Source organism: Sporosarcina koreensis (genome assembly GCF_000826145.2).
Taxonomy (GTDB): domain Bacteria; phylum Bacillota; class Bacilli; order Bacillales_A; family Planococcaceae; genus Sporosarcina; species Sporosarcina trichiuri.
Genome location: NZ_LN651337.1, coordinates 441353 through 459750 on the forward strand (window position 1 = coordinate 441353; position 18398 = coordinate 459750).

Below are 18398 nucleotides of genomic sequence, written 5' to 3' on the forward strand. Positions count from 1 at the left end.
GAGGAAACTGACCGCAGAACAGCTTTTTTCATCGGACAGCGACCAAGAAATAGAGAAGCATGCCGAGCAGACCGAAGGGAAGACCGAACCGTGCCCATTCCTTACTCGTGATCGACAGTTTCCCGGCCGCGATGATATTCGGGATATTCCCCGGTATCAGCATCCCGCCGCTGATGATGAGCCCCATCAGGATAGCGCGGACCACGCTTGCATCCATTGAAGAACTCAGTTCGATCGAAGCGAGCGTCGCGTTATCGAGCACCGCGGAAATCGTGTTGGCCCAATAGAGGAACGCCGGGCTCCTGCCGTCAAGCAGCTGCCCGAGAAGCGGTGCGAAACCCGCGCCGAGGAAGCCGAGCGCCACGATGAATACATAAACATTGAAACCGCGGAAAAAGATCGCATGCCATGATTCCTTCTCAGTAGATTGTCCGCATGCCTTACGGACAGGCGGCTCGACAGCTGCGGCAGCAACGGCTGCGATAATAAGGAGCGAAATCAGGACATCCTTGCCGAGAAGTCCTGACAGGTAAAAGAAACTCTCCCCGAGGCGGCTCGTGGCGATCGTCGACAGCGGTTCGCCGAGCGGTGTCAGAACAGCACCCAGACCGATCGAGTAGCACGACAGGATAACGAGACGGACCTGCGAGCGGCGGCCGTAGCCGAGAATGCCGACTATCGCGACGAGGAGGACGGCTGCGATGATTGCGGTGATGACGCTTGCGGCCAATCCGAGACCGAAGACGATCATCGCGGTGAAGAGCCTGGAGGGTATGACCCGCTCAGCCAGAAGAATAGCCCGGCCGAAGGGCGTACTGCCGAGCCGGAACAATACTCCCGCTGCAAGCACTGCCAGAGTGATCGCTATCGGCTCTTCCAGCGAGGTCTTCAGCAATTCCGCACTCCACACACCTGACACGAGAACCGCAGCCAGGCCGAGCCAGAAGAGATAGAACTCCAAATACCGTTCCGCGAAGGGAAACACGAATGGCCCCGCGAGAACGAAGATCAGCAGCAATATCAGTATCCACACCACCCGCACACCTCCGCTCAGCAATTATCCGGATAATTATCGTATGCAGCGCGGGTCGCGTTCATCCCCGAACAAAAAAACGGCTCCCTGTCCGGGAACCGTTTTTGTTGTGATTAATGGACACCTTTCATATAACGCGAAATGATCGGCGATACGAAGAATACGATGATCGAGAGGACGATGGCGACACCGCCGATGATCCCGAAGTACAACGTCTCGGTATCTGCTGAATACAATTTCACGAGCTGTGCGTTCAGTGCCTGTGCTGCTGCGTTCGACAGGAACCAGAGGCTCATCGTCTGTGCAGTGAATGCGGAAGGCGCAAGCTTCGTCGTAGCTGAAAGGCCGACCGGCGAAATGCACAATTCACCGAGTACAAGCGTAAAGATGCTCAAAGCAAGCCAGATCGGGCTTACCAATGCATCCGTGCCGCCCATGACGCCAGGAAGCAGGATGACGATGAACGAAATACCTGCAAACAGCAGTCCGAGTGAGAACTTATGCGGGATCGACGGCTGCCGATCGCCGAGTTTCACCCAGAGCCATGCAAATACAGGTGCGAAGATGATGATGAACAGCGGGTTCAGTGACTGGAACCAGGCAGGTGACAGATGGATTCCGAGGAAGTCCAGATTGGTCCGCGTATCCGCATACAATGCAAGGATCGTGGAGCCCTGCTCGGCGATCGACCAGAACATGACCGCAGTCAAGAACAGCGGAATGTACGCGAGCACACGAGACTTCTCATCAGCATTCGTTTTGGGGCTGCGGTACATGACGAAGAAGTAAGCCGCCGGGATGAGGAATCCGAGAATCCCTACGAATGCGATGAACGAATCCAGCGTAAGGTAGCCGGTCGGGATGGCGACAGCGACGATAATCGCCAACACAATCACCGCAATTCCGACAATTATAGACGTTTTCTTCTTCTCTGCAGGCGTCAGCGGGTTTGCAACATAAGTTCCGGCAAGTCCGAGGTTCTTTTTCTTCGTCATGACAAACATGACAAGTCCGAAGAACATACCGACTGCAGCAAGTCCGAAACCGAGATGGAAGTTATACTCCGTACCGAGTGTTCCGGCAGTCAGCGGGGCGATGAAGCTCCCGAGGTTGATCCCCATGTAGAAGATACTGAAGCCGGCATCCTGGCGGTTATCACCGACCGGATAGATATCGCCGACCATACTGGACACATTCGGCTTCAGCAGTCCTGTACCGATGACGATGAGCGCCATGGAGAAGAACAGCATACCGAGATTGCCCGGGAAGGACAACACAATGTGGCCGAGCATTATGAAAATTCCGCCTATGAAGACAGAACGCGACGTTCCGAGCACGCGGTCCGCGAGCCAGCCGCCGATGATCCCCGACATGTAGACGAGTGAGCCATACAGCGAAACGATGGCGAGTGCGGTTCCCTTGTCGAGGCCGAGACCGCCTTCCGAGACTTCGTAGTACATATAGAAAACAAGGATCGCACGCATTCCATAGTAAGAAAAGCGCTCCCAAAACTCCGTGAAGAATAACGAGAACAATCCTTTAGGATGACCGAAAAAGCCTTTTTGCGGGACGCTTTCAACAATCTCCTCTTTAGACAGCTGTGACATTCTAAATCCTCCTTTTGACTATGAAGAATATAGTACCACTATCCATGGTAGTCTGAAAATAATTTATTCGAAAATCCATTAAGTCTTATAATGCTGATTTCATTGAGTTTTAAGTCTATTTGGAAAGAATGAATACATAGATATAGTTATCCTCCTATAACTTTTTAAGACTTCTGATTGAAAAATCCCTAATTCCCTCCCTCTCTGCTCATCCAGCTTCCAATACCCTCTATTCCTACAAATCATGCCGCAAATGAGGTATTATACAAGTAGCAGGTTACAGAATGGAAGTGGACGCATGAATCATCTGATCATAGAAAAACTTACAAAAACGGTAGGGGACAAGACGCTGTTCCGGGACGTGCAGTTTACAATCGGTTCCGGTGAGAAGGCCGGACTGGTCGGCATAAATGGGACAGGGAAGTCGACGCTGCTTTCCATCATCGCAGGCACTGAAGATGCAGATACCGCGACGTTCGACCATCCGAACCAGTACCGGATCGCCTATCTGCCGCAAGAACCTGAAAGCGATCCCGGCCTGACGGTCATGGAGGCGGTCTTCCAGAGCACAGCACCGGTCATCCAGCTCAACTTGAATTACGAACACGCACTGCGTTCGCTGACAGACCAGCCTGAATCACAGGAACTGCAGGACAGGTTTGCAGCGCTGCAGCTTGAGATGGACCACCAGAATGCATGGGATGTCAATACACAGGCGAGGACCATACTGACCAAACTCGGAATCGATACATTCGATAAGCGGATGGGGGAATTGTCCGGCGGCCAGCAGAAACGCGTCATGCTCGCGAAGACGCTGATCGAGCCTGCCGACCTGCTGCTGCTCGACGAACCGACGAACCACCTGGATGTTTCGTCGATCACATGGCTGCAGGATTACCTCACCACCGTATCGGGAGCGGTCCTGTTCGTCACCCATGACCGGTATTTCCTTGACGCTGTCGCCACGTCAATCTACGAACTCGCGGACAAGACACTCTATACGCATAGAGGGAATTACGGCGACTTCATCGAAGCGAAAGCTTTGCGGGAAGAGATGAGTGCAGCAACGGAAGACAAGCTGAAGAACCGATACCGATCCGAACTGAAATGGATACGGAGAGGTGCCAAAGCACGTTCGACGAAACAGAAAGCACGTATCGGACGCTTCGAGGAACTCGAACAGCAGGTGAAGGGCGGAACGCAGAAGGATGAACTGGATGTTGCGCTGAAGACATCCCGGCTCGGCAAGAAAGTGCTCGAAGCGGACAGCATCTCCAAATCGTTCAGCGGACGGCCTGTCATACAGGATTTCTCTGCATTGCTGCAGTCCGGCGACCGGATTGCGATCGTCGGACCGAACGGCGCCGGGAAAACGACACTGCTCAATCTGTTCGCCGGCGTACTCCAGCCGGATGAGGGAGAGATCGACAGAGGGTCGACTGTCCGGATCGCATTCTTCCGGCAGCACCTGCCTGAGATGAAGCCGGATCAGCGGATCATCGAATACGTCCGCGAGACATCGAATGACATCGAAGACAGTGAAGGCAACCGCATCTCGGCTTCACAGATGCTGGAACGTTTTCTGTTCCCCGCCTCTGTACACGGAACGCCGATCGGCAAATTGTCCGGCGGCGAACGCAAACGGCTCTATTTGCTGAAACTGCTCATGGAGCAGCCGAACGTCCTGCTGCTGGATGAGCCGACGAATGATCTGGATCTCGAAACCTTATCCGTCCTTGAATCATTCATCGATACGTTTCCGGGTGTCGTCATGACGATTTCCCATGACCGGTTCTTCCTGGACCGGACGTCTTCCAGGCTGTGGGTGCTCGACGGCAGCGGTGGTATCGAAACGGTCCTCATGACCTATACGGATTATCTCCAGTCCGTAAAGACGCATGAATCTGCAAAAGCACAGACAGTACAGCCTGCTGCCGAACCGCAGGCGCCGCGTCAGGAAAGTGTCCCGAAAAAGAAGCCGACCTACAAAGAAAAGCGCGAGTGGGAAACGATCGAAGCTGATATCGACGAAACGGAACAGCTGATTGCCTCGCTGGAAGCCGAAATGGTGACATGCGGTGCCGACTATGAAAAACTATCTTCCATTACGGAGAAATTGAATACAGCGAATGACCGTTATGAAACTCTGATTGAACGGTGGAGTGAACTGGAAGAAATCATGAAGAATTAAAAGGAGGTACGGACGGATGAATATCCTGTCAATCGAACCGACACCGAGCCCGAATTCCATGAAACTTGTGCTCGACACGGAATTACCGGGGCTCGAAAGCCACAACTATAAAAAGGAGGATGCCGGATCAGCCCCTGAACCGGTGAACCGGCTGCTCGCTATCAACGGCGTGAAAGGCATCTATCATGTCATGGACTTCATGGCGCTGGAACGGGCGGGGAATGTCCCGTGGGAAACGATCCTGGCTGACGTGCGGAATGTGTTTGCGGATGAGGAATCCGGTGAACCGGAAGCAACTGAAGAGGCTGCGGAGCACTATGGTGAAGTGTATGTACATGTCCAGACGTATAAGGAAATCCCGCTTCAGGTGAAAGTGTTCGACAGTGAAAACGAAGAACGGTTCGCTCTCGGCAGCCGCTTCACTGAAGCGATGGAGAAAGTCCACAGCGCGGAAGTCGAAAATTACATCCTGCTCCGCAAATGGGCCGATTACGGAATACGATATGGCAGCAAGGAGGAGATCGGCGAAACCGTCGTCAAGGAAATCGAGGCCGCTTATCCGCAGGAACGCCTGGACTCGATTGTCCGCAGCACACTGGAAGGCGGCGAAACTGTGTCTTCCAAACGACAGCCGGTCACACTCGAACAGTTCGGAACGGACGAATGGGAAACGCGGTTCCGTCTGCTCGATCAGATGGCGGATCCGTCGACCGCTGATCTGCCGCTGCTCAGCCGTGCGCTGGAAGACGAAAAGATGTCGATCCGCCGGCTGGCGGCCGTTTATCTCGGCATGATCGAGTCTCCGGACGTCGTTCCGTACATCGAAAAAGCGCTGCACGACAAAAGCTGGGCCGTCAGAAGGACAGCGGGCGACTGCATGAGCGATCTCGGATTCACGGAATTCGAAGACGCTGCGATCGACCTGCTGCAGGACAGAAACAAACTTGTCCGCTGGCGTGCGGCCATGTTCCTGTACGAAACAGGCACCGAAAAGGCCCTTCCTGCCCTGCATGCAGCAGAGGACGATCCGGAATTCGAAGTGAAGCTGCAGGTCCGTATGGCTATCGAGCGGATTGAAGAAGGGGAAGATGCCAAAGGATCGATCTGGAAGCAGATGACGGAGGTCCGCGGAAGCTCCAACTGAATCTGTTTGCTAAGGAATCCTGCTTTGCTTTTTGAGTCCGATTGAAAGTGATCCGGCAAGCGGAGTTCCTGTCTTCGGACTATCAACGACTATCCTGCTGACTAGACAGAGTGTCTGGAGGTCCCGGATGCCGACCGACACGCCAGACAGGAACTGACACGGAAAAACAGCCCTCTCCCGTATTGGAGAAGGGCTGTTTTTTCACGATTGTCCAGTCAGCTCAGGAAAGCTGACGAAGAGCCGTCCTTCCTGGGTGATGATTTCCGCAGCTGCCGATTCGAAAAGATACGGGGTGTCGGCGCTGTCGCGCGGCTCCACTTTTTCGTAGTCGTTCTTCACCGTGAGCACCGGGAACGTGACCGGAACGGAACGCCCGTTGACAGTCGTTTTTAAATTTCCCATCAGCAGCAGCTCCTTCTTGGAAGCCGCGAAACAAAGGAAACCCGACGAACGTCTGCCGGTCACCCGACCGAGCGGGATATGCTGCAGGAGCGATATAAGGCAGAGCAGGAAATCGCTGACCGCGGCAATGCTCAGCTTTTCCCGTCCGGCCTGTGTGAAATGTTGGTTGAGTGCATTCCGTATATCCTTGAAGGTGTACAGGAGGTCGATTTTCTCTTTCGGGCCGCCTTTACCGAGCCGGCTGATCACTTCGGCTGCGTGCCGGAAGTACACTTCAGCCGGCCCGTTACCAATCTCTCTCGTCAACACGAGCCGGCGTATTTCCGCCAATACAGGATGATCAGGCACCTCACTTGCAAAGAAGCCGAGGACATCTTTTTCATCGAATGCGCGAGCCGTGAATTTGTCATAATAGTATTGATTCAGCTGTTTCATTTTGAGGTCCATCCCAAAACATCTCCTTGCCTAGTTCTCTGCTGACAGTTTACCACAGGTGCCTTGAAAGCACTTCGTTTTCATTCCGCCCGTTTCCATGTAGAATGGACAGCAGATGCAAGACAAAAAATGATGAACCGGAAGGGGATATGGGATATGAATGCCTATGAAGAATACATGAAGGGGATTGTCCAGCCGATGCGCAGCGAACTGACGGCTGCCGGCTTCACGGAATTGACAACGGAAGAGGATGTTGCAGAGGCGATGCGAAACCAAAAGGGAACAGCGCTCGTCGTCGTGAATTCCGTTTGCGGCTGTGCGGCGGGCCTTGCCCGTCCGGCTGTCCGTGAAGCGATTGGACAGGCCGACCGGAAACCGGATCAGCTCTATACGGTGTTCGCCGGTCAGGATAAGGAAGCGACAGCCGCCATGCGTTCCTATTTTTCAGATGTCCTGCCGAGTTCCCCTTCCATCGCTGTCCTGAAAGATGGTGAGCTTGCCTATTTCATCCCGCGGGAGCAGATCGAAGGATTCGAGATGGAACAAGTACAAGAGCACCTGACAGGAGCCCTGAACCAAGTGTCTGCCTCTTGAACCGGAAGCTGATCGTTTCGACAGCCAGCCGGCCGGACTCGCTCTCCGAACAGCTTGCCCGGGAAGCCGCCGAACGTCTCGGCTGTCCGTGCGAGGAACGGAGGAAGCGGTCGGTGCAGAACTTGATGGCTGATCACAAGGCGGATGCCCTCATCGCCGGCAAGGATGGGTTTTCATTCTACCGCCGGGAAACTTCGGGTTCACCGTTCTTCTTTCATCCGGACACGGCGATGTTCCGGCTGAAACGGGTACTGAGGGGAGAAGAGGATCCTTTCCTGGCCGCCTGTGCACTTTCTGCAGGGGACCGGTTCCTCGACTGCACACTCGGACTTGCGACGGACTGTATTCTTGCCTCGTCCGCGGCAGGACATTCAGGCAAAATTGTCGGAATTGAAGCCGATCCAGTGGTCGCTTTCATCACCGCCAAGGGACTGCAGCAATACGATCCCGCTTTCCCTGAATTGAAAGCAGCGATGCGACGCATCCAGGTGAAGCAGGGAACGGCTGTAGAAATATTGCGCAGTATGGAAACGGATTCGTTTGATGTCGTCTATCTGGATCCGATGTTTTCGACATCAATCGAAGAATCCGCCAGTTTCGCACCGCTCCGTGACACGGGATTGCATGGAGGATTGACGGACGAGTGGATAGCAGAGGCCAGGCGGGTCGCCGCCAAACGGGTCGTTCTGAAAGCTCATTTCGGCGATCGGGCATTCGAGACATTCGGCTTCACACGGATCCGCCGGCCGAATACAAAATTTCATTTCGGCTGCATGGAAACATGAAACGCCCGCAGGTCCAGTAACTGGATCTGCGGGCGTTTTAAGCAATCAGTGCGTGAAATTGAGTGAACTTAAGTATAGAACAAAGACAAGCATGCCGATACCGGCAATCAGTTGAACATCCATCTGAGCAACCTCCTTAAAAAAACATACCAGTTCCCTGTCACTTATTGTACAATGAAACTACAAAAGAAGGAACCTTTTCGAATATTTTTCGTACTGTTCAGAAAGCAAATCGATATTTTATGAAATGCGCAGGTGATGGATGATGAAAAAATGGCTGCAGCAGCTGATGATCATTTCTGTTGCGTTCGTAACATTGGGCGTTATTTCGCCGAGTCATGAGATCTGGGATTCACTGCATGAAAAGGAAAACATCAAACAACCGGGTCTTCCGGAAAGCGGAAGTGCCTATTCTGTCAGTTTTGAGACCACGTTTGAACGCGATCCGCTCCCTGCTGCCTCGGAAGACGAGCTGATCAGCGGTGCGCGCAAGCTGGCGTACACAAAATTCGGAACGAAGATCGGACCTGCGATCGGCGACGAGTTCGATACGGTGATCTTCCCTGAAATGGAGCGCGTTATCCGGGACACATTCGGCGAACAGTTCCAGATGGACCGGAAATTGGCGATTTCAGAGCGGCCATCCGGCGGACATGCTGAAAAGATATTCAACATAAAAGATGCCGAAACCGATAAGAACCTGCTCCTGTTCCACGTCCGGACGGAGAAACGCCCGCAAGACGGGTATTTCTTCAATTTCCACTATCATGTCGCAGCTGACGACTACGAAACACATCATACGATCGGGGAAGTCTACTGGTCGAAGAACACACCGCCGAAGTGGCTGTCCTGACAGCTGCCGGCGGTTTTTATTTCTCTCGCTCGTAATTTGAGTGCTTGATTTGTTATAGTTAAGCTATTGAGTAACAGGAGGTTGGGTTATGAAGCAATACTTGGATCTTTGCCGTCATGTACTGGAGACCGGGGTCAAGAAAGAGGACCGTACCGGTACAGGAACGCTCAGTGTCTTCGGCTATCAGATGCGCTATGATCTTCAACAGGGTTTTCCGTTGATGACGACGAAAAAGACCGCATTCCGTCTGATTGTCTCGGAACTGCTCTGGTTCCTGAAAGGGGATACGAATGTCCGGACGCTCGTCGAAGAACGGAATCCGATCTGGGATGAATGGGCTTTCGCCCAATGGATCGAAAGCGATGAGTACACCGGCCCGGATATGACAGATTTCGGCAGACGTGCACCAGCGGATGAAACATTCCGGGAAGCGTACGAAAACGAGATGGCATCATTTAAAGAACGTCTTCTGATAGATGAGAGCTTTGCCGGACGCTTCGGTGATCTGGGCCCTGTCTACGGAAAACAATGGCGCAGTTTCGGAGGAGCAGCAGGACGCGAACCTGTCGATCAGATCAGGCAGCTGATCGAAGGTCTGAAAGCGAATCCTGATTCCCGCAGGCATATTGTCACAGCGTGGAACCCGTCGGAACTCGATGACATGGCTTTGCCGCCTTGCCACGTCCTGTTCCAGTTCTATGTGGCGGACGGAAAACTGTCCTGCCAGCTGTACCAGCGGAGTGCCGATATTTTCATCGGTGTGCCGTTCAATATCGCCTCCTACGCCTTGCTCGTCCACCTGATTGCACTGGAGACCGGGCTTGAACCCGGTGAGTTCATCCACACACTCGGGGACGCACATATCTATTCCAACCATATCAGCCAAGTGAACGAACAGCTGACGCGGAAACCGCGCAAACTGCCTGATCTGCGAGTCAATCTGGCAGGCCGCTCGATCTTCGAGTTGACAACCGCGGACATCTCCATTGAAAACTATGATCCGCATCCGAAAATTTCAGCGCCCGTCGCTGTCTGAACAGGAGGATACTTTATGATTTCATTGCTGGTTGCACATGACGAGAACAGGGTCATCGGTGCTGACAACGCCATGCCATGGCATATCCCTGAAGAACTGAAATATTTCAAAGAGAAGACAATGGGGAAAGGGATCATCATGGGACGCAGGACGTTCGAATCGATCGGACGCCCGCTGAAAGGCCGGCTGAACCTCATCCTCACACGGAACGCCGGGTATCATGCTGAAGGGGCGGTGGCCGTCCAGACTCTGGACGAGGCGATTGTCCGTGCAGAAAACTATGCCGATGAGGTGATGATCATAGGCGGGGCGGAAATCTTCGAAATGGCGATGCCGATCGCAGACCGTCTGTATGTAACAGTGATCCGTCATTCATACGAAGGGGATACGTACTTCCCGGAGTATTCAACCGGCTGGAAACTGATTTCTGAATCGGATGCCCACCGTACGGAAGACGGCATTGAATACGTCTATTGCATCTATGAACGGGAAACCGCGGCCTGAGCTGCCTGTCAGCCGTGCGGACGAAAAAGGAGACCGATTCGTAACTCGCGATATCCGCGAAGAATCAGTCTCCTTTCTTTACAAACATACTTACAAACACCGCTTCATAAATAGAGTATTACACTGAAATACATGGAAGCACTGCCCGCCAGTACGAACAGATGCCAAATAGCGTGATTGTAGGGGAGTTTACGCCAGGCATACACGAAAGCGCCGGCAGTGTACAGAATACCGCCTGCTACGAGCAGCGAGATGCCAGGGCCTGACAGGCTCGCATATAATGGCTTAAGTCCAACGATGATCAGCCAGCCCATAATGATATACAGCAAGAGAGAAACAATTTCAAAACGGTGGATGAAGAAAATCTTGAATACCGTACCGAACAATGTCAGACCCCAGACGATGCAGAACAAGGTCCAGCCCAAGCCGCCGCCGATTCCGACAAGGACAAATGGCGTGTACGTCCCGGCGATCAGAAGGTAGATCGCAGAATGGTCGAGAATCGCAAACAGCCGTTTATGGCGTTCCGGCATACTGTGCAAAAGTGTGCTCATCAAATAGAGAAACAGCATGGAAATCCCAAAAACGGTATAACTGACAAGGGCCAGCGTACTTTCCTGGCGGATGCCTTTCAGAATAAGCAGAACGAGAGCCGGTATACTCAGCAGGACGCCGAGACCATGGGTGAGCGCATTCCAAAGTTCTTCACGGCCGTTCTTATAGTCAAATGCAGTCGCCAATGGCAGAAAGCCTCCTTTTTTGCTTATTATACTGAAATAGAAAACTTGTTTCCACTGATAGAGGAGAGATTGACAATGACACAGATTAAAGTTGTGACAGATTCCACCGCAGACTTGACCCAGCAGGAAATCGAGGAATACGGGATCCGTATCGTCCCGTTATCCATCCATATCGACGGTGAAATCTACACAGACCGGGTGAACCTCGGACCTGAGGAATTTCTTGAGAAAATGGCAAAGGCCGAATCGCTCCCGAAGAGTTCCCAGCCGTCCTCCGGAACTTTTGCGGAGATCTACGACGAACTTGGCTCGGACGGCAGCGACATCCTGTCGATCCATATGACAGGCGGCATGAGCGGTACAGTGAAGTCAGCTGAAGCCGCAGCCGAAATGACTACAGCCCCCGTGACAGTCGTGGACTCCCGATATATATCCCATGGTCTGGCGTTCCAAGTGATCGAAGCGGCAAAGATGGCGCAGCAGGGAAAGTCGATGGTTGAAATCACTGCCAGCCTGGAGGACATCCGGATGAAGACGATGCTGTATGTCGTCGTCGATAAGCTCGACAATCTCGTGAAAGGCGGCCGGATCGGAAAAGGCAAAGGGATCATCGGCTCCTTATTGAACATCAAACCAATCGCTTCGCTGCAGGATGGTGTCTATACACCGATCGGCAAGGCGCGGAGCCATAAGCAGGTTGCTGCGCAGCTCTTCGCGTCCTTCAAAGAGGACACGGCCGGTAAACTCGTGAAAGGTATCGGGATCTCCCACGCCAACGGATTGGCGATGGCCGAACCGCTGAAACGTCTTATCGAAGAGAGCGGCTTCACGGATATCCGGTTCTCTTTCACATCGCCTGTCGTCAGCACCCACACCGGAGCCGGAGCAATCGGGTTCATGTACTACACGGACTGAGCAGGAAACGCTGTATGCATAGCTGCTCGCATAATTTTTAGGAAATGGGGAAAAGGAGAATGAGAAGAAGCGCGCTAGTCATTTTTCTCGCCTTCTCATTGGTGATTACGGGGTGTGATCAGGTGTTCAGAAATAACGCAGAGCCTTTTACGGAAAGACGTGATGTCGAATTTACAGAGTGGGACATACCGACAGATTTCCTGCCGAAATCGCTGCATGTTGTCGGGTTGGGCGATTCCCTGACGCAAGGTGTCGGAGATGAGATGAAAAGAGGCGGTTATTTCGAGCGGGTCGCTTCAGACCTGACCGAATGGGAAGGTATCACGTATGTGGAAACAGAGAACCTGGCGAAAAGGGGCCGCCGCAGCGATCAGCTTCTGAAACAGCTGGATGAGAAAGCGATCCAAGATTCAGTCGGGGATGCGGACGTCATCTTCATGACAATCGGCGGCAACGACTTGATGAAAGTGCTGAAAGCCAACTTGTTCAAACTGAAGAAGAAGCCGTTCTATACGGAACTCGATGGCTATTCGAAACGGCTCGATGAAATCTTCGGCACGATCCGTGCTCTGAATCCGGATGCGCCGATCATCATGTCAGGTCTGTACAATCCGATGCTGCTGATCACTGATGAGGTCAAAGAGTTCGAAGACATTATCGAGGACTGGAACGAAGCGATCCAGGCACGGATCGAACTGGATGGAAACAGCTGTTTCATCCCGGTTGCGGATCTGTTCGAAGAGAATGCGAACCTCGTCTATCATACAGATTTCTTTCATCCGAATGCGACAGGCTATGCATTGATGGAAGATCGCTATGTGAGCGTCCTGCATGATTGGGGTTTGCAAGTACGCGTCCAGGGGGAAAAGGACAGGTAGGAGATGATTGCTTGAATGGATGGAAAATAGCCTTCTTCACATTATCCGGCGTTGTGGCTGCGGGATTTGCCGGGGTGCTGTTCCTGATCGGTTCAGCCGGTGAATCGCAGGAGCTGCCAGCTGCGGAAGTGATCGGTGAAGGAGAAGCGAACCACCTGACGGTTCGCACGACAAAGAAAGACTTCGAGGGCATCGCGAATACATATATCCGTGACGCGATGAAAGGTGAAAAGCTGCCCGTGCAGATGAAAGTGAAGGATGATGTGATCCTTTATTCGGAGCTGACGGTATTTTCGTTCCGGCTGCCAGTCGTCATGCACTTCGATCCGATCGTCAGAGAGGATGGAAACCTCATACTGAAGCAATCCTCCATGGAACTCGGACAGCTGAACATCCAGCCATCCGCTGTTTTGAAGGTCCTGCGGGATTCAATCAAGCTGCCTTCCTGGATGATCGTCCGGCCGAAGGAGGAAGAGATTTTCATCGACTTGTCGAAAGTTCCGGTCGCCAAAGGGGTATCCGTCCGTGCAAAATCGTTCAACCTGGAGAAGGATGAGATTGTTCTCGATGTGTCAATTCTGAAAAGATAAGGAGTGCAGACGATGAAACAAGTAGCGACATTTGCAGGCGGCTGTTTCTGGTGCATGGTGAAACCGTTCCATAAGTATGACGGCGTCGAATCCGTTGTTTCGGGCTATACTGGCGGTGACGTGCCGAACCCCACCTATCAGATGGTCTGTTCGGAAACGACGGGCCACCGGGAGGCCGTGCAGATAGAATTTGACGATGAAGTGATATCGTACAGGGAATTGCTGGACATCTTTTGGCGGCAGATCGACCCGACAGACAGCGGCGGACAGTTTTTTGACCGCGGGGAATCGTACAAGACGGCCATCTATTATCATACGCCTGAACAGCATGAACAAGCTGAACAGTCCAAACGGGAACTTGAGGAATCGAAAAAATTCAGCGAACCGATCGCTACAGATATCCTGCCGGCCAAACCGTTTTATTTGGCAGAAGAAGGGCATCAGGATTACTATAAGAAAAACCCGGGTCATTACAAGCGGTATTCCGTCGGATCCGGTCGCGAACGATTCAAATCAGAGAATTGGAGTGAGCAGCCATGAAAGAAGATCTGAAAAACCGTTTGACAGATTTGCAATATCACGTCACACAGGAACAGGGCACAGAGCCGCCGTTCCAGAACGAATACGACAGCCACTATGAAGACGGCATCTATGTCGATGTCGTGTCAGGAGAGCCCCTGTTCAGTTCGAAAGACAAATATGACGCAGGCTGCGGCTGGCCGAGCTTCACGAAACCGATCGAGAAAGAGGAAGTGACCGAGCATTTCGATGCGTCCCACGGCATGCGGAGGACGGAAGTGCGCAGCAAGACGGCGGATTCCCACCTCGGTCACGTATTTCCGGATGGACCCGGAGAAGCCGGCACCCGGTATTGCATCAACTCTGCAGCCCTGCGTTTTGTCCCTGTCGATAAATTCGACGAAGAAGGGCTCGGGGACTATAAATCCCAATTCAAATAAGAACGGAAGGGGGTCCGCGTATGGACCGCTCTTTTTATCAATTTGTCCTCTCATTCCGCGGCGGCGGAAAAGATGACCTGAATGCGGTATTCGCCGAAAGGATGTTCAACGATCACAGTTTTCCGAAGAGTGAGCGTTCTTTCGACGCATTATCGCGTTATATCGAAGAGAAAGCGGATTCCGAAATGCCCTCTGTTATTTTCGATGACTTGTATCGTCAGTATGAGGAGCGGTATTTGTAAGAGCTCGGCATACCGTTGCAAAGTAAACGGTTTAATTGTATGATGTGTTAAGAAATAGAAAGAAGAGGTGCTTGGACAAATGAGTATACATATCAACGCTAAAAAGGGCGATGTCGCCGATACGATCCTGCTTCCCGGAGATCCCCTCCGTGCGAAGTACATCGCTGAAACATTCTTGGAAGATGTTGTCCAATACAACGAAGTCCGCAACATGTTCGGGTTCACGGGAACATACAAAGGCAAGCGTATTTCCGTACAGGGGACAGGCATGGGTGTTCCGTCAATTTCCATCTATACGACAGAGCTGATGCAGGAATTCGGTGTGAAGAAACTTATCCGCGTCGGTACTTGCGGTGCGATCCAGAAGGACGTCAAAGTCCGCGATGTCATCCTGGCGCAAAGCGCTACGACCAATTCGCCCATCAACCGTACGTTTTTCAACGGTGTCGACTATGCGCCGACGGCTAACTTCGACCTGCTGCTGAAAGCTTATCATGCAGGTAAAGGAAAGGGACTCCACCTCCAGGTCGGTAACGTCTTCACAGAAGACTTTTTCTACAATGAACACGCAGAGCACGAAAAACTTGCTTCGTATGGTGTGCTGGCTGTCGAAATGGAAACTGCCGCACTTTACACACTCGCTGCGAAACACGGCTGTGAAGCACTGTCCATCCTGACAGTGAGCGATCACATCCTGACAGGCGAGGCAACTTCATCCGAAGAACGTCAGACGACCTTCAACGAAATGATCGAAGTTGCTCTGGAAGCTGCGATCCAGGAGTAATAGATAAAAGGGCCGCATGCAAATCAGCGGCCCTTTTTCGACGGTATTGGCAATTCAACGAAGAAAGTGGGATCCCAAATGGACGAAAACGAACAGCGGGAGCCGAGCCGCTCGCCGGAACCAGAGCGTACGCCTTCTGCGAACCGCTACTTTAAGATCAAGCCGTTTTCTTTCGTCATGCTGATTTTCACGCTGGTCATCCTGACAGCGGGAATCACTTTTTTCGCGCTGACATTCGGTGAGGACAAAGTGGTGGAAGTGGTCAGTCCGCAGAAAACGGACAGGGCTGAATTCCAGAAATTGTATGACGCATATGACGAAATCAAGAAGAACTACTACGAAAATATCGACGACAATAAAGTTCTGGACGGCGCCATCAACGGGATGGTCGATTCTTTGGATGATCCGTATTCGGATTACCTCAACAAAGAGGAGACCGAGCATCTGATGGAAAACATCTCATCGAGTTTCCAGGGGATCGGTGCAGAAATCCAGGAAGCGGATGGCTACATCAAAATCGTCTCACCTATCAAGAACTCCCCGGCTGAAAAAGAAGGATTGCTGCCGAACGACCTCATCACGGCGGTTGACGGAAAAAGCATCCAGGGTATGTCTTCTTCGGAAGCTGTCATGCTGATCCGCGGGGAAAAAGGGACGACTGTCACGCTCACCGTCAAACGCGGTGACAAGGCGGAGCCGTTCGATGTGAAAGTGACTCGTGATGATATTCCGATCGAAACCGTCTATGCGGAAATGCTCGACGGCGGAATTGCACACATCCGTATGACGACGTTCTCCGAGCATACGTATGATGAGCTGCTGAAAGCCCTTGATGAAATGGAAGCCAAAGGCATGAAAGGGCTTGTTCTTGATGTCCGCCAAAATCCGGGCGGCGTACTTGACGGAGCGCTGAAAATTTCCGACCTCTTCGTGGAGGAAGGCAAGACGCTGGTCCAGACACAGGAACGGGGCAAGAAGGCAGTCCTGTACCCTGCTTCCGGCGGCCGTAAGGTCAACGTGCCGGTTGCTCTCGTCATCGACGATGGCAGTGCATCCGCTTCCGAGATCCTTGCTGGCGCCCTGAAGGAATCGGCAGGCATTCCGCTCGTCGGAACGAAATCATTCGGGAAAGGGACTGTCCAGTCACCGACCGATATGAGAGATGGTTCCAACTTGAAGATCACGACAGCGAAATGGCTGACACCTGATGGCAACTGGATCCACAAGAAAGGGATCGAGCCGGATGTGAAGGTCGACTATCCAACTTACGCCATGCTGCCGTTCCTCGATCCTTCAGAAGAACTGAAGGCAGGGGAGGTCTCTCCGAATACAGAACCGGCCAAGGAAATGCTGAAAGCGGTCGGCTACGATCCCGGTGAGATCAACGGCCTGTTCGACGAAAAGACCGAAGCGGCCGTCAAGAAGCTGCAGGCTGACCTGCAGCTTGAGGAAACAGGCGTGCTGACGGGTGATACGACAATCGGCCTGATGAACAAACTGAAAGAGAAAGTGGAAAACGACGATCCTCAGCTGCTGAAGGCAAAAGAGACAGTTGAGAAGAAAATCGCAAAATAATGAGCTGGAAAGCGTCTGATCCCTGGAGATCGGACGCTTTCTTTCAAGGAAAGGAACAGTCACGATGATAGATGTCTATTTGTACAGCGGCTTTCTCGGGAGCGGGAAGACATCGCTGCTGCTTCACTCGCTCAAACAGCTCCAAGCGCAAGGGAGGAAGCCGGCTGTGCTCATGAACGAATTCGGCGACGTCCCGGTAGACTCGGATAGCGTGGCCCAATCCGGCGACGTGCCGCTGAAAGAACTGCTCGGCGGCTGTATTTGCTGTACGGGCTCAGAGAACACAGAGGCTCAGCTGCAAAGCCTGCTGACGGACTATGAGGATATCGATGTCATCCTTATCGAGACGACGGGAGCGGCCCATCCGGTGGAAGCGCTCGACGCTGTCCATTCTCCCCTGTTTGCCGATCGTCTGTCTGTCAAAGGGATCGTAACAGTAGCGGATGCGCTGCACTGGCTGCACAGGGAAAAGCTGTCTCCGCGTATGCATGCCCTGTTCCTGGAACAGATCCGCCATGCCCATCTGATTGCGCTGAATAAGACGGATCTGGTCAGTGAATCGGAACTCGCCTCTATATCTATGGAGATTTCATCTTTAAATGAAGATGCTCCGATTGTCCAGACAGTCCAGGGAAAGCTCGATTTCGGTTTCATCGAAAAGACGCTGGCCCGGAAGTCCGCATCTGAACGTCCGGTCATCTCAGGCAAGCACTTGCCGATTTCAACAAAGGTCATCGAGTTCCGTGAACCGGTGACACAGGAAGCTGTCGAGCGCTGGGTACGGAGGCTGCCGGAGACAGTGTACCGCATGAAAGGCTATATACCAGTGGAAGGCGCCAAGCATCCGATGCTCTTCCAGTATGCATATGGGATGGTGAATTGGATGCCGGAATACGTCACGATGCCGGCTCGCATCGTCATGATCGGGGAAGGCATCGAGAGGCTGGAATGGGAGGCCGAATAACTTCTTCAGCGAGAATGTCAACATCCGAAACATGGCAATAACTCAGCACCTTGCCAAAGATATCCTTCTGTGCGTAAAAACATCACCTTAACAAAGGGTTCGACCAGCCGGATTGGTCCCCAGACCGGATTCTTCCAATTTTCGCCGAATCTCTTTCGTATATGATA

20 protein-coding genes are annotated in these 18398 nt (G+C 52.5%); 16 read left to right on the forward strand and 4 right to left on the reverse strand.

Features of this window, described 5'->3' with window-relative positions; all coding sequences use genetic code 11:
- Nucleotides 1-28: 28 nt before the first annotated feature.
- Nucleotides 29-1036, reverse strand: a complete 1008-nt coding sequence (locus BN1190_RS07845) for a DUF1646 family protein (RefSeq protein WP_040286397.1) — start codon at nucleotides 1034-1036, stop codon at nucleotides 29-31.
- A gap of 110 nt (nucleotides 1037-1146) precedes the next feature.
- Nucleotides 1147-2640, reverse strand: coding sequence for a peptide MFS transporter (locus tag BN1190_RS07850; protein WP_040286398.1), 1494 nt, complete (start codon nucleotides 2638-2640; stop codon nucleotides 1147-1149).
- A 298-nt stretch (nucleotides 2641-2938) separates the two neighbouring features.
- On the opposite strand from BN1190_RS07850, the gene BN1190_RS07855 reads away from it, so the two are divergent.
- Nucleotides 2939-4831, forward strand: coding sequence for an ABC-F family ATP-binding cassette domain-containing protein (locus tag BN1190_RS07855; RefSeq protein WP_040286399.1), 1893 nt, complete (start codon nucleotides 2939-2941; stop codon nucleotides 4829-4831).
- Between the two features lie 16 nt (nucleotides 4832-4847).
- The gene (locus BN1190_RS07860; RefSeq protein WP_040286400.1) at nucleotides 4848-5975 is read left to right on the forward strand and encodes a conserved virulence factor C family protein; all 1128 of its coding nucleotides are present in this window, start codon (nucleotides 4848-4850) and stop codon (nucleotides 5973-5975) included.
- 201 nt (nucleotides 5976-6176) lie between these two features.
- Here BN1190_RS07860 and BN1190_RS07865 read toward each other — a convergent pair whose 3' ends face one another.
- Nucleotides 6177-6824: a hypothetical protein gene (locus BN1190_RS07865; protein WP_040286401.1), complete on the reverse strand. Its 648-nt coding sequence runs from the start codon at nucleotides 6822-6824 to the stop codon at nucleotides 6177-6179.
- 144 nt (nucleotides 6825-6968) lie between these two features.
- On the opposite strand from BN1190_RS07865, the gene BN1190_RS07870 reads away from it, so the two are divergent.
- The 5 genes from BN1190_RS07870 to BN1190_RS07890 all read left to right on the forward strand — a co-directional run bounded on the left by BN1190_RS07870 (nucleotide 6969) and on the right by BN1190_RS07890 (nucleotide 10584).
- Nucleotides 6969-7406, forward strand: coding sequence for a BrxA/BrxB family bacilliredoxin (locus tag BN1190_RS07870; RefSeq protein ID WP_040286402.1), 438 nt, complete (start codon nucleotides 6969-6971; stop codon nucleotides 7404-7406).
- Entirely contained in the window at nucleotides 7403-8191 is a 789-nt protein-coding gene (locus tag BN1190_RS07875) for a class I SAM-dependent methyltransferase (RefSeq protein WP_040286403.1), read from the forward strand. Before BN1190_RS07870 ends, BN1190_RS07875 begins: the two co-directional genes overlap by 4 nt.
- 265 nt (nucleotides 8192-8456) lie before the next feature.
- Complete coding sequence (locus BN1190_RS07880; RefSeq protein WP_040286404.1) at nucleotides 8457-9044, forward strand: YpjP family protein; 588 nt, start codon at nucleotides 8457-8459, stop codon at nucleotides 9042-9044.
- Nucleotides 9045-9132: 88 nt separating this feature from the next.
- Nucleotides 9133-10080 (forward strand): thymidylate synthase, encoded by a 948-nt coding sequence (locus tag BN1190_RS07885; protein ID WP_040286405.1) that lies wholly within the window; start codon nucleotides 9133-9135, stop codon nucleotides 10078-10080.
- A gap of 15 nt (nucleotides 10081-10095) precedes the next feature.
- Nucleotides 10096-10584 carry a dihydrofolate reductase gene (locus BN1190_RS07890; RefSeq protein WP_040286406.1) on the forward strand — a complete coding sequence of 163 codons (489 nt, stop codon included), beginning with the start codon at nucleotides 10096-10098 and terminating at the stop codon, nucleotides 10582-10584.
- 104 nt (nucleotides 10585-10688) lie between these two features.
- Here BN1190_RS07890 and trhA read toward each other — a convergent pair whose 3' ends face one another.
- Nucleotides 10689-11324, reverse strand: coding sequence for a PAQR family membrane homeostasis protein TrhA (trhA, locus tag BN1190_RS07895; protein WP_040286407.1), 636 nt, complete (start codon nucleotides 11322-11324; stop codon nucleotides 10689-10691).
- A 75-nt stretch (nucleotides 11325-11399) separates the two neighbouring features.
- On the opposite strand from trhA, the gene BN1190_RS07900 reads away from it, so the two are divergent.
- From BN1190_RS07900 to BN1190_RS07940, 9 genes are all read left to right on the forward strand, one after another.
- The gene (locus BN1190_RS07900; RefSeq protein ID WP_040286408.1) at nucleotides 11400-12239 is read left to right on the forward strand and encodes a DegV family protein; all 840 of its coding nucleotides are present in this window, start codon (nucleotides 11400-11402) and stop codon (nucleotides 12237-12239) included.
- Nucleotides 12240-12361: 122 nt separating this feature from the next.
- A complete protein-coding gene (locus tag BN1190_RS07905; RefSeq protein WP_052461757.1) occupies nucleotides 12362-13117 on the forward strand; it encodes an SGNH/GDSL hydrolase family protein in 756 nt (251 codons plus the stop codon).
- Nucleotides 13118-13128: 11 nt separating this feature from the next.
- Nucleotides 13129-13707, forward strand: coding sequence for a YpmS family protein (locus BN1190_RS07910; RefSeq protein WP_040286410.1), 579 nt, complete (start codon nucleotides 13129-13131; stop codon nucleotides 13705-13707).
- A 12-nt stretch (nucleotides 13708-13719) separates the two neighbouring features.
- Nucleotides 13720-14247, forward strand: coding sequence for a peptide-methionine (S)-S-oxide reductase MsrA (msrA, locus tag BN1190_RS07915; RefSeq protein ID WP_040286411.1), 528 nt, complete (start codon nucleotides 13720-13722; stop codon nucleotides 14245-14247).
- Complete coding sequence (gene msrB / locus BN1190_RS07920) at nucleotides 14244-14666, forward strand: peptide-methionine (R)-S-oxide reductase MsrB (protein WP_040286412.1); 423 nt, start codon at nucleotides 14244-14246, stop codon at nucleotides 14664-14666. Before msrA ends, msrB begins: the two co-directional genes overlap by 4 nt.
- Nucleotides 14667-14686: 20 nt before the next feature.
- Nucleotides 14687-14908, forward strand: a complete 222-nt coding sequence (locus tag BN1190_RS07925; RefSeq protein WP_040286413.1) for a YozE family protein — start codon at nucleotides 14687-14689, stop codon at nucleotides 14906-14908.
- Between the two features lie 79 nt (nucleotides 14909-14987).
- Nucleotides 14988-15692: a purine-nucleoside phosphorylase gene (gene deoD / locus BN1190_RS07930; protein ID WP_040286414.1), complete on the forward strand. Its 705-nt coding sequence runs from the start codon at nucleotides 14988-14990 to the stop codon at nucleotides 15690-15692.
- A gap of 78 nt (nucleotides 15693-15770) precedes the next feature.
- A complete protein-coding gene (locus BN1190_RS07935) occupies nucleotides 15771-17267 on the forward strand; it encodes a S41 family peptidase (RefSeq protein ID WP_040286415.1) in 1497 nt (498 codons plus the stop codon).
- A 64-nt stretch (nucleotides 17268-17331) separates the two neighbouring features.
- Nucleotides 17332-18231 (forward strand): CobW family GTP-binding protein, encoded by a 900-nt coding sequence (locus tag BN1190_RS07940; RefSeq protein ID WP_040286416.1) that lies wholly within the window; start codon nucleotides 17332-17334, stop codon nucleotides 18229-18231.
- The last annotated feature ends 167 nt before the right edge of the window (nucleotides 18232-18398 follow it).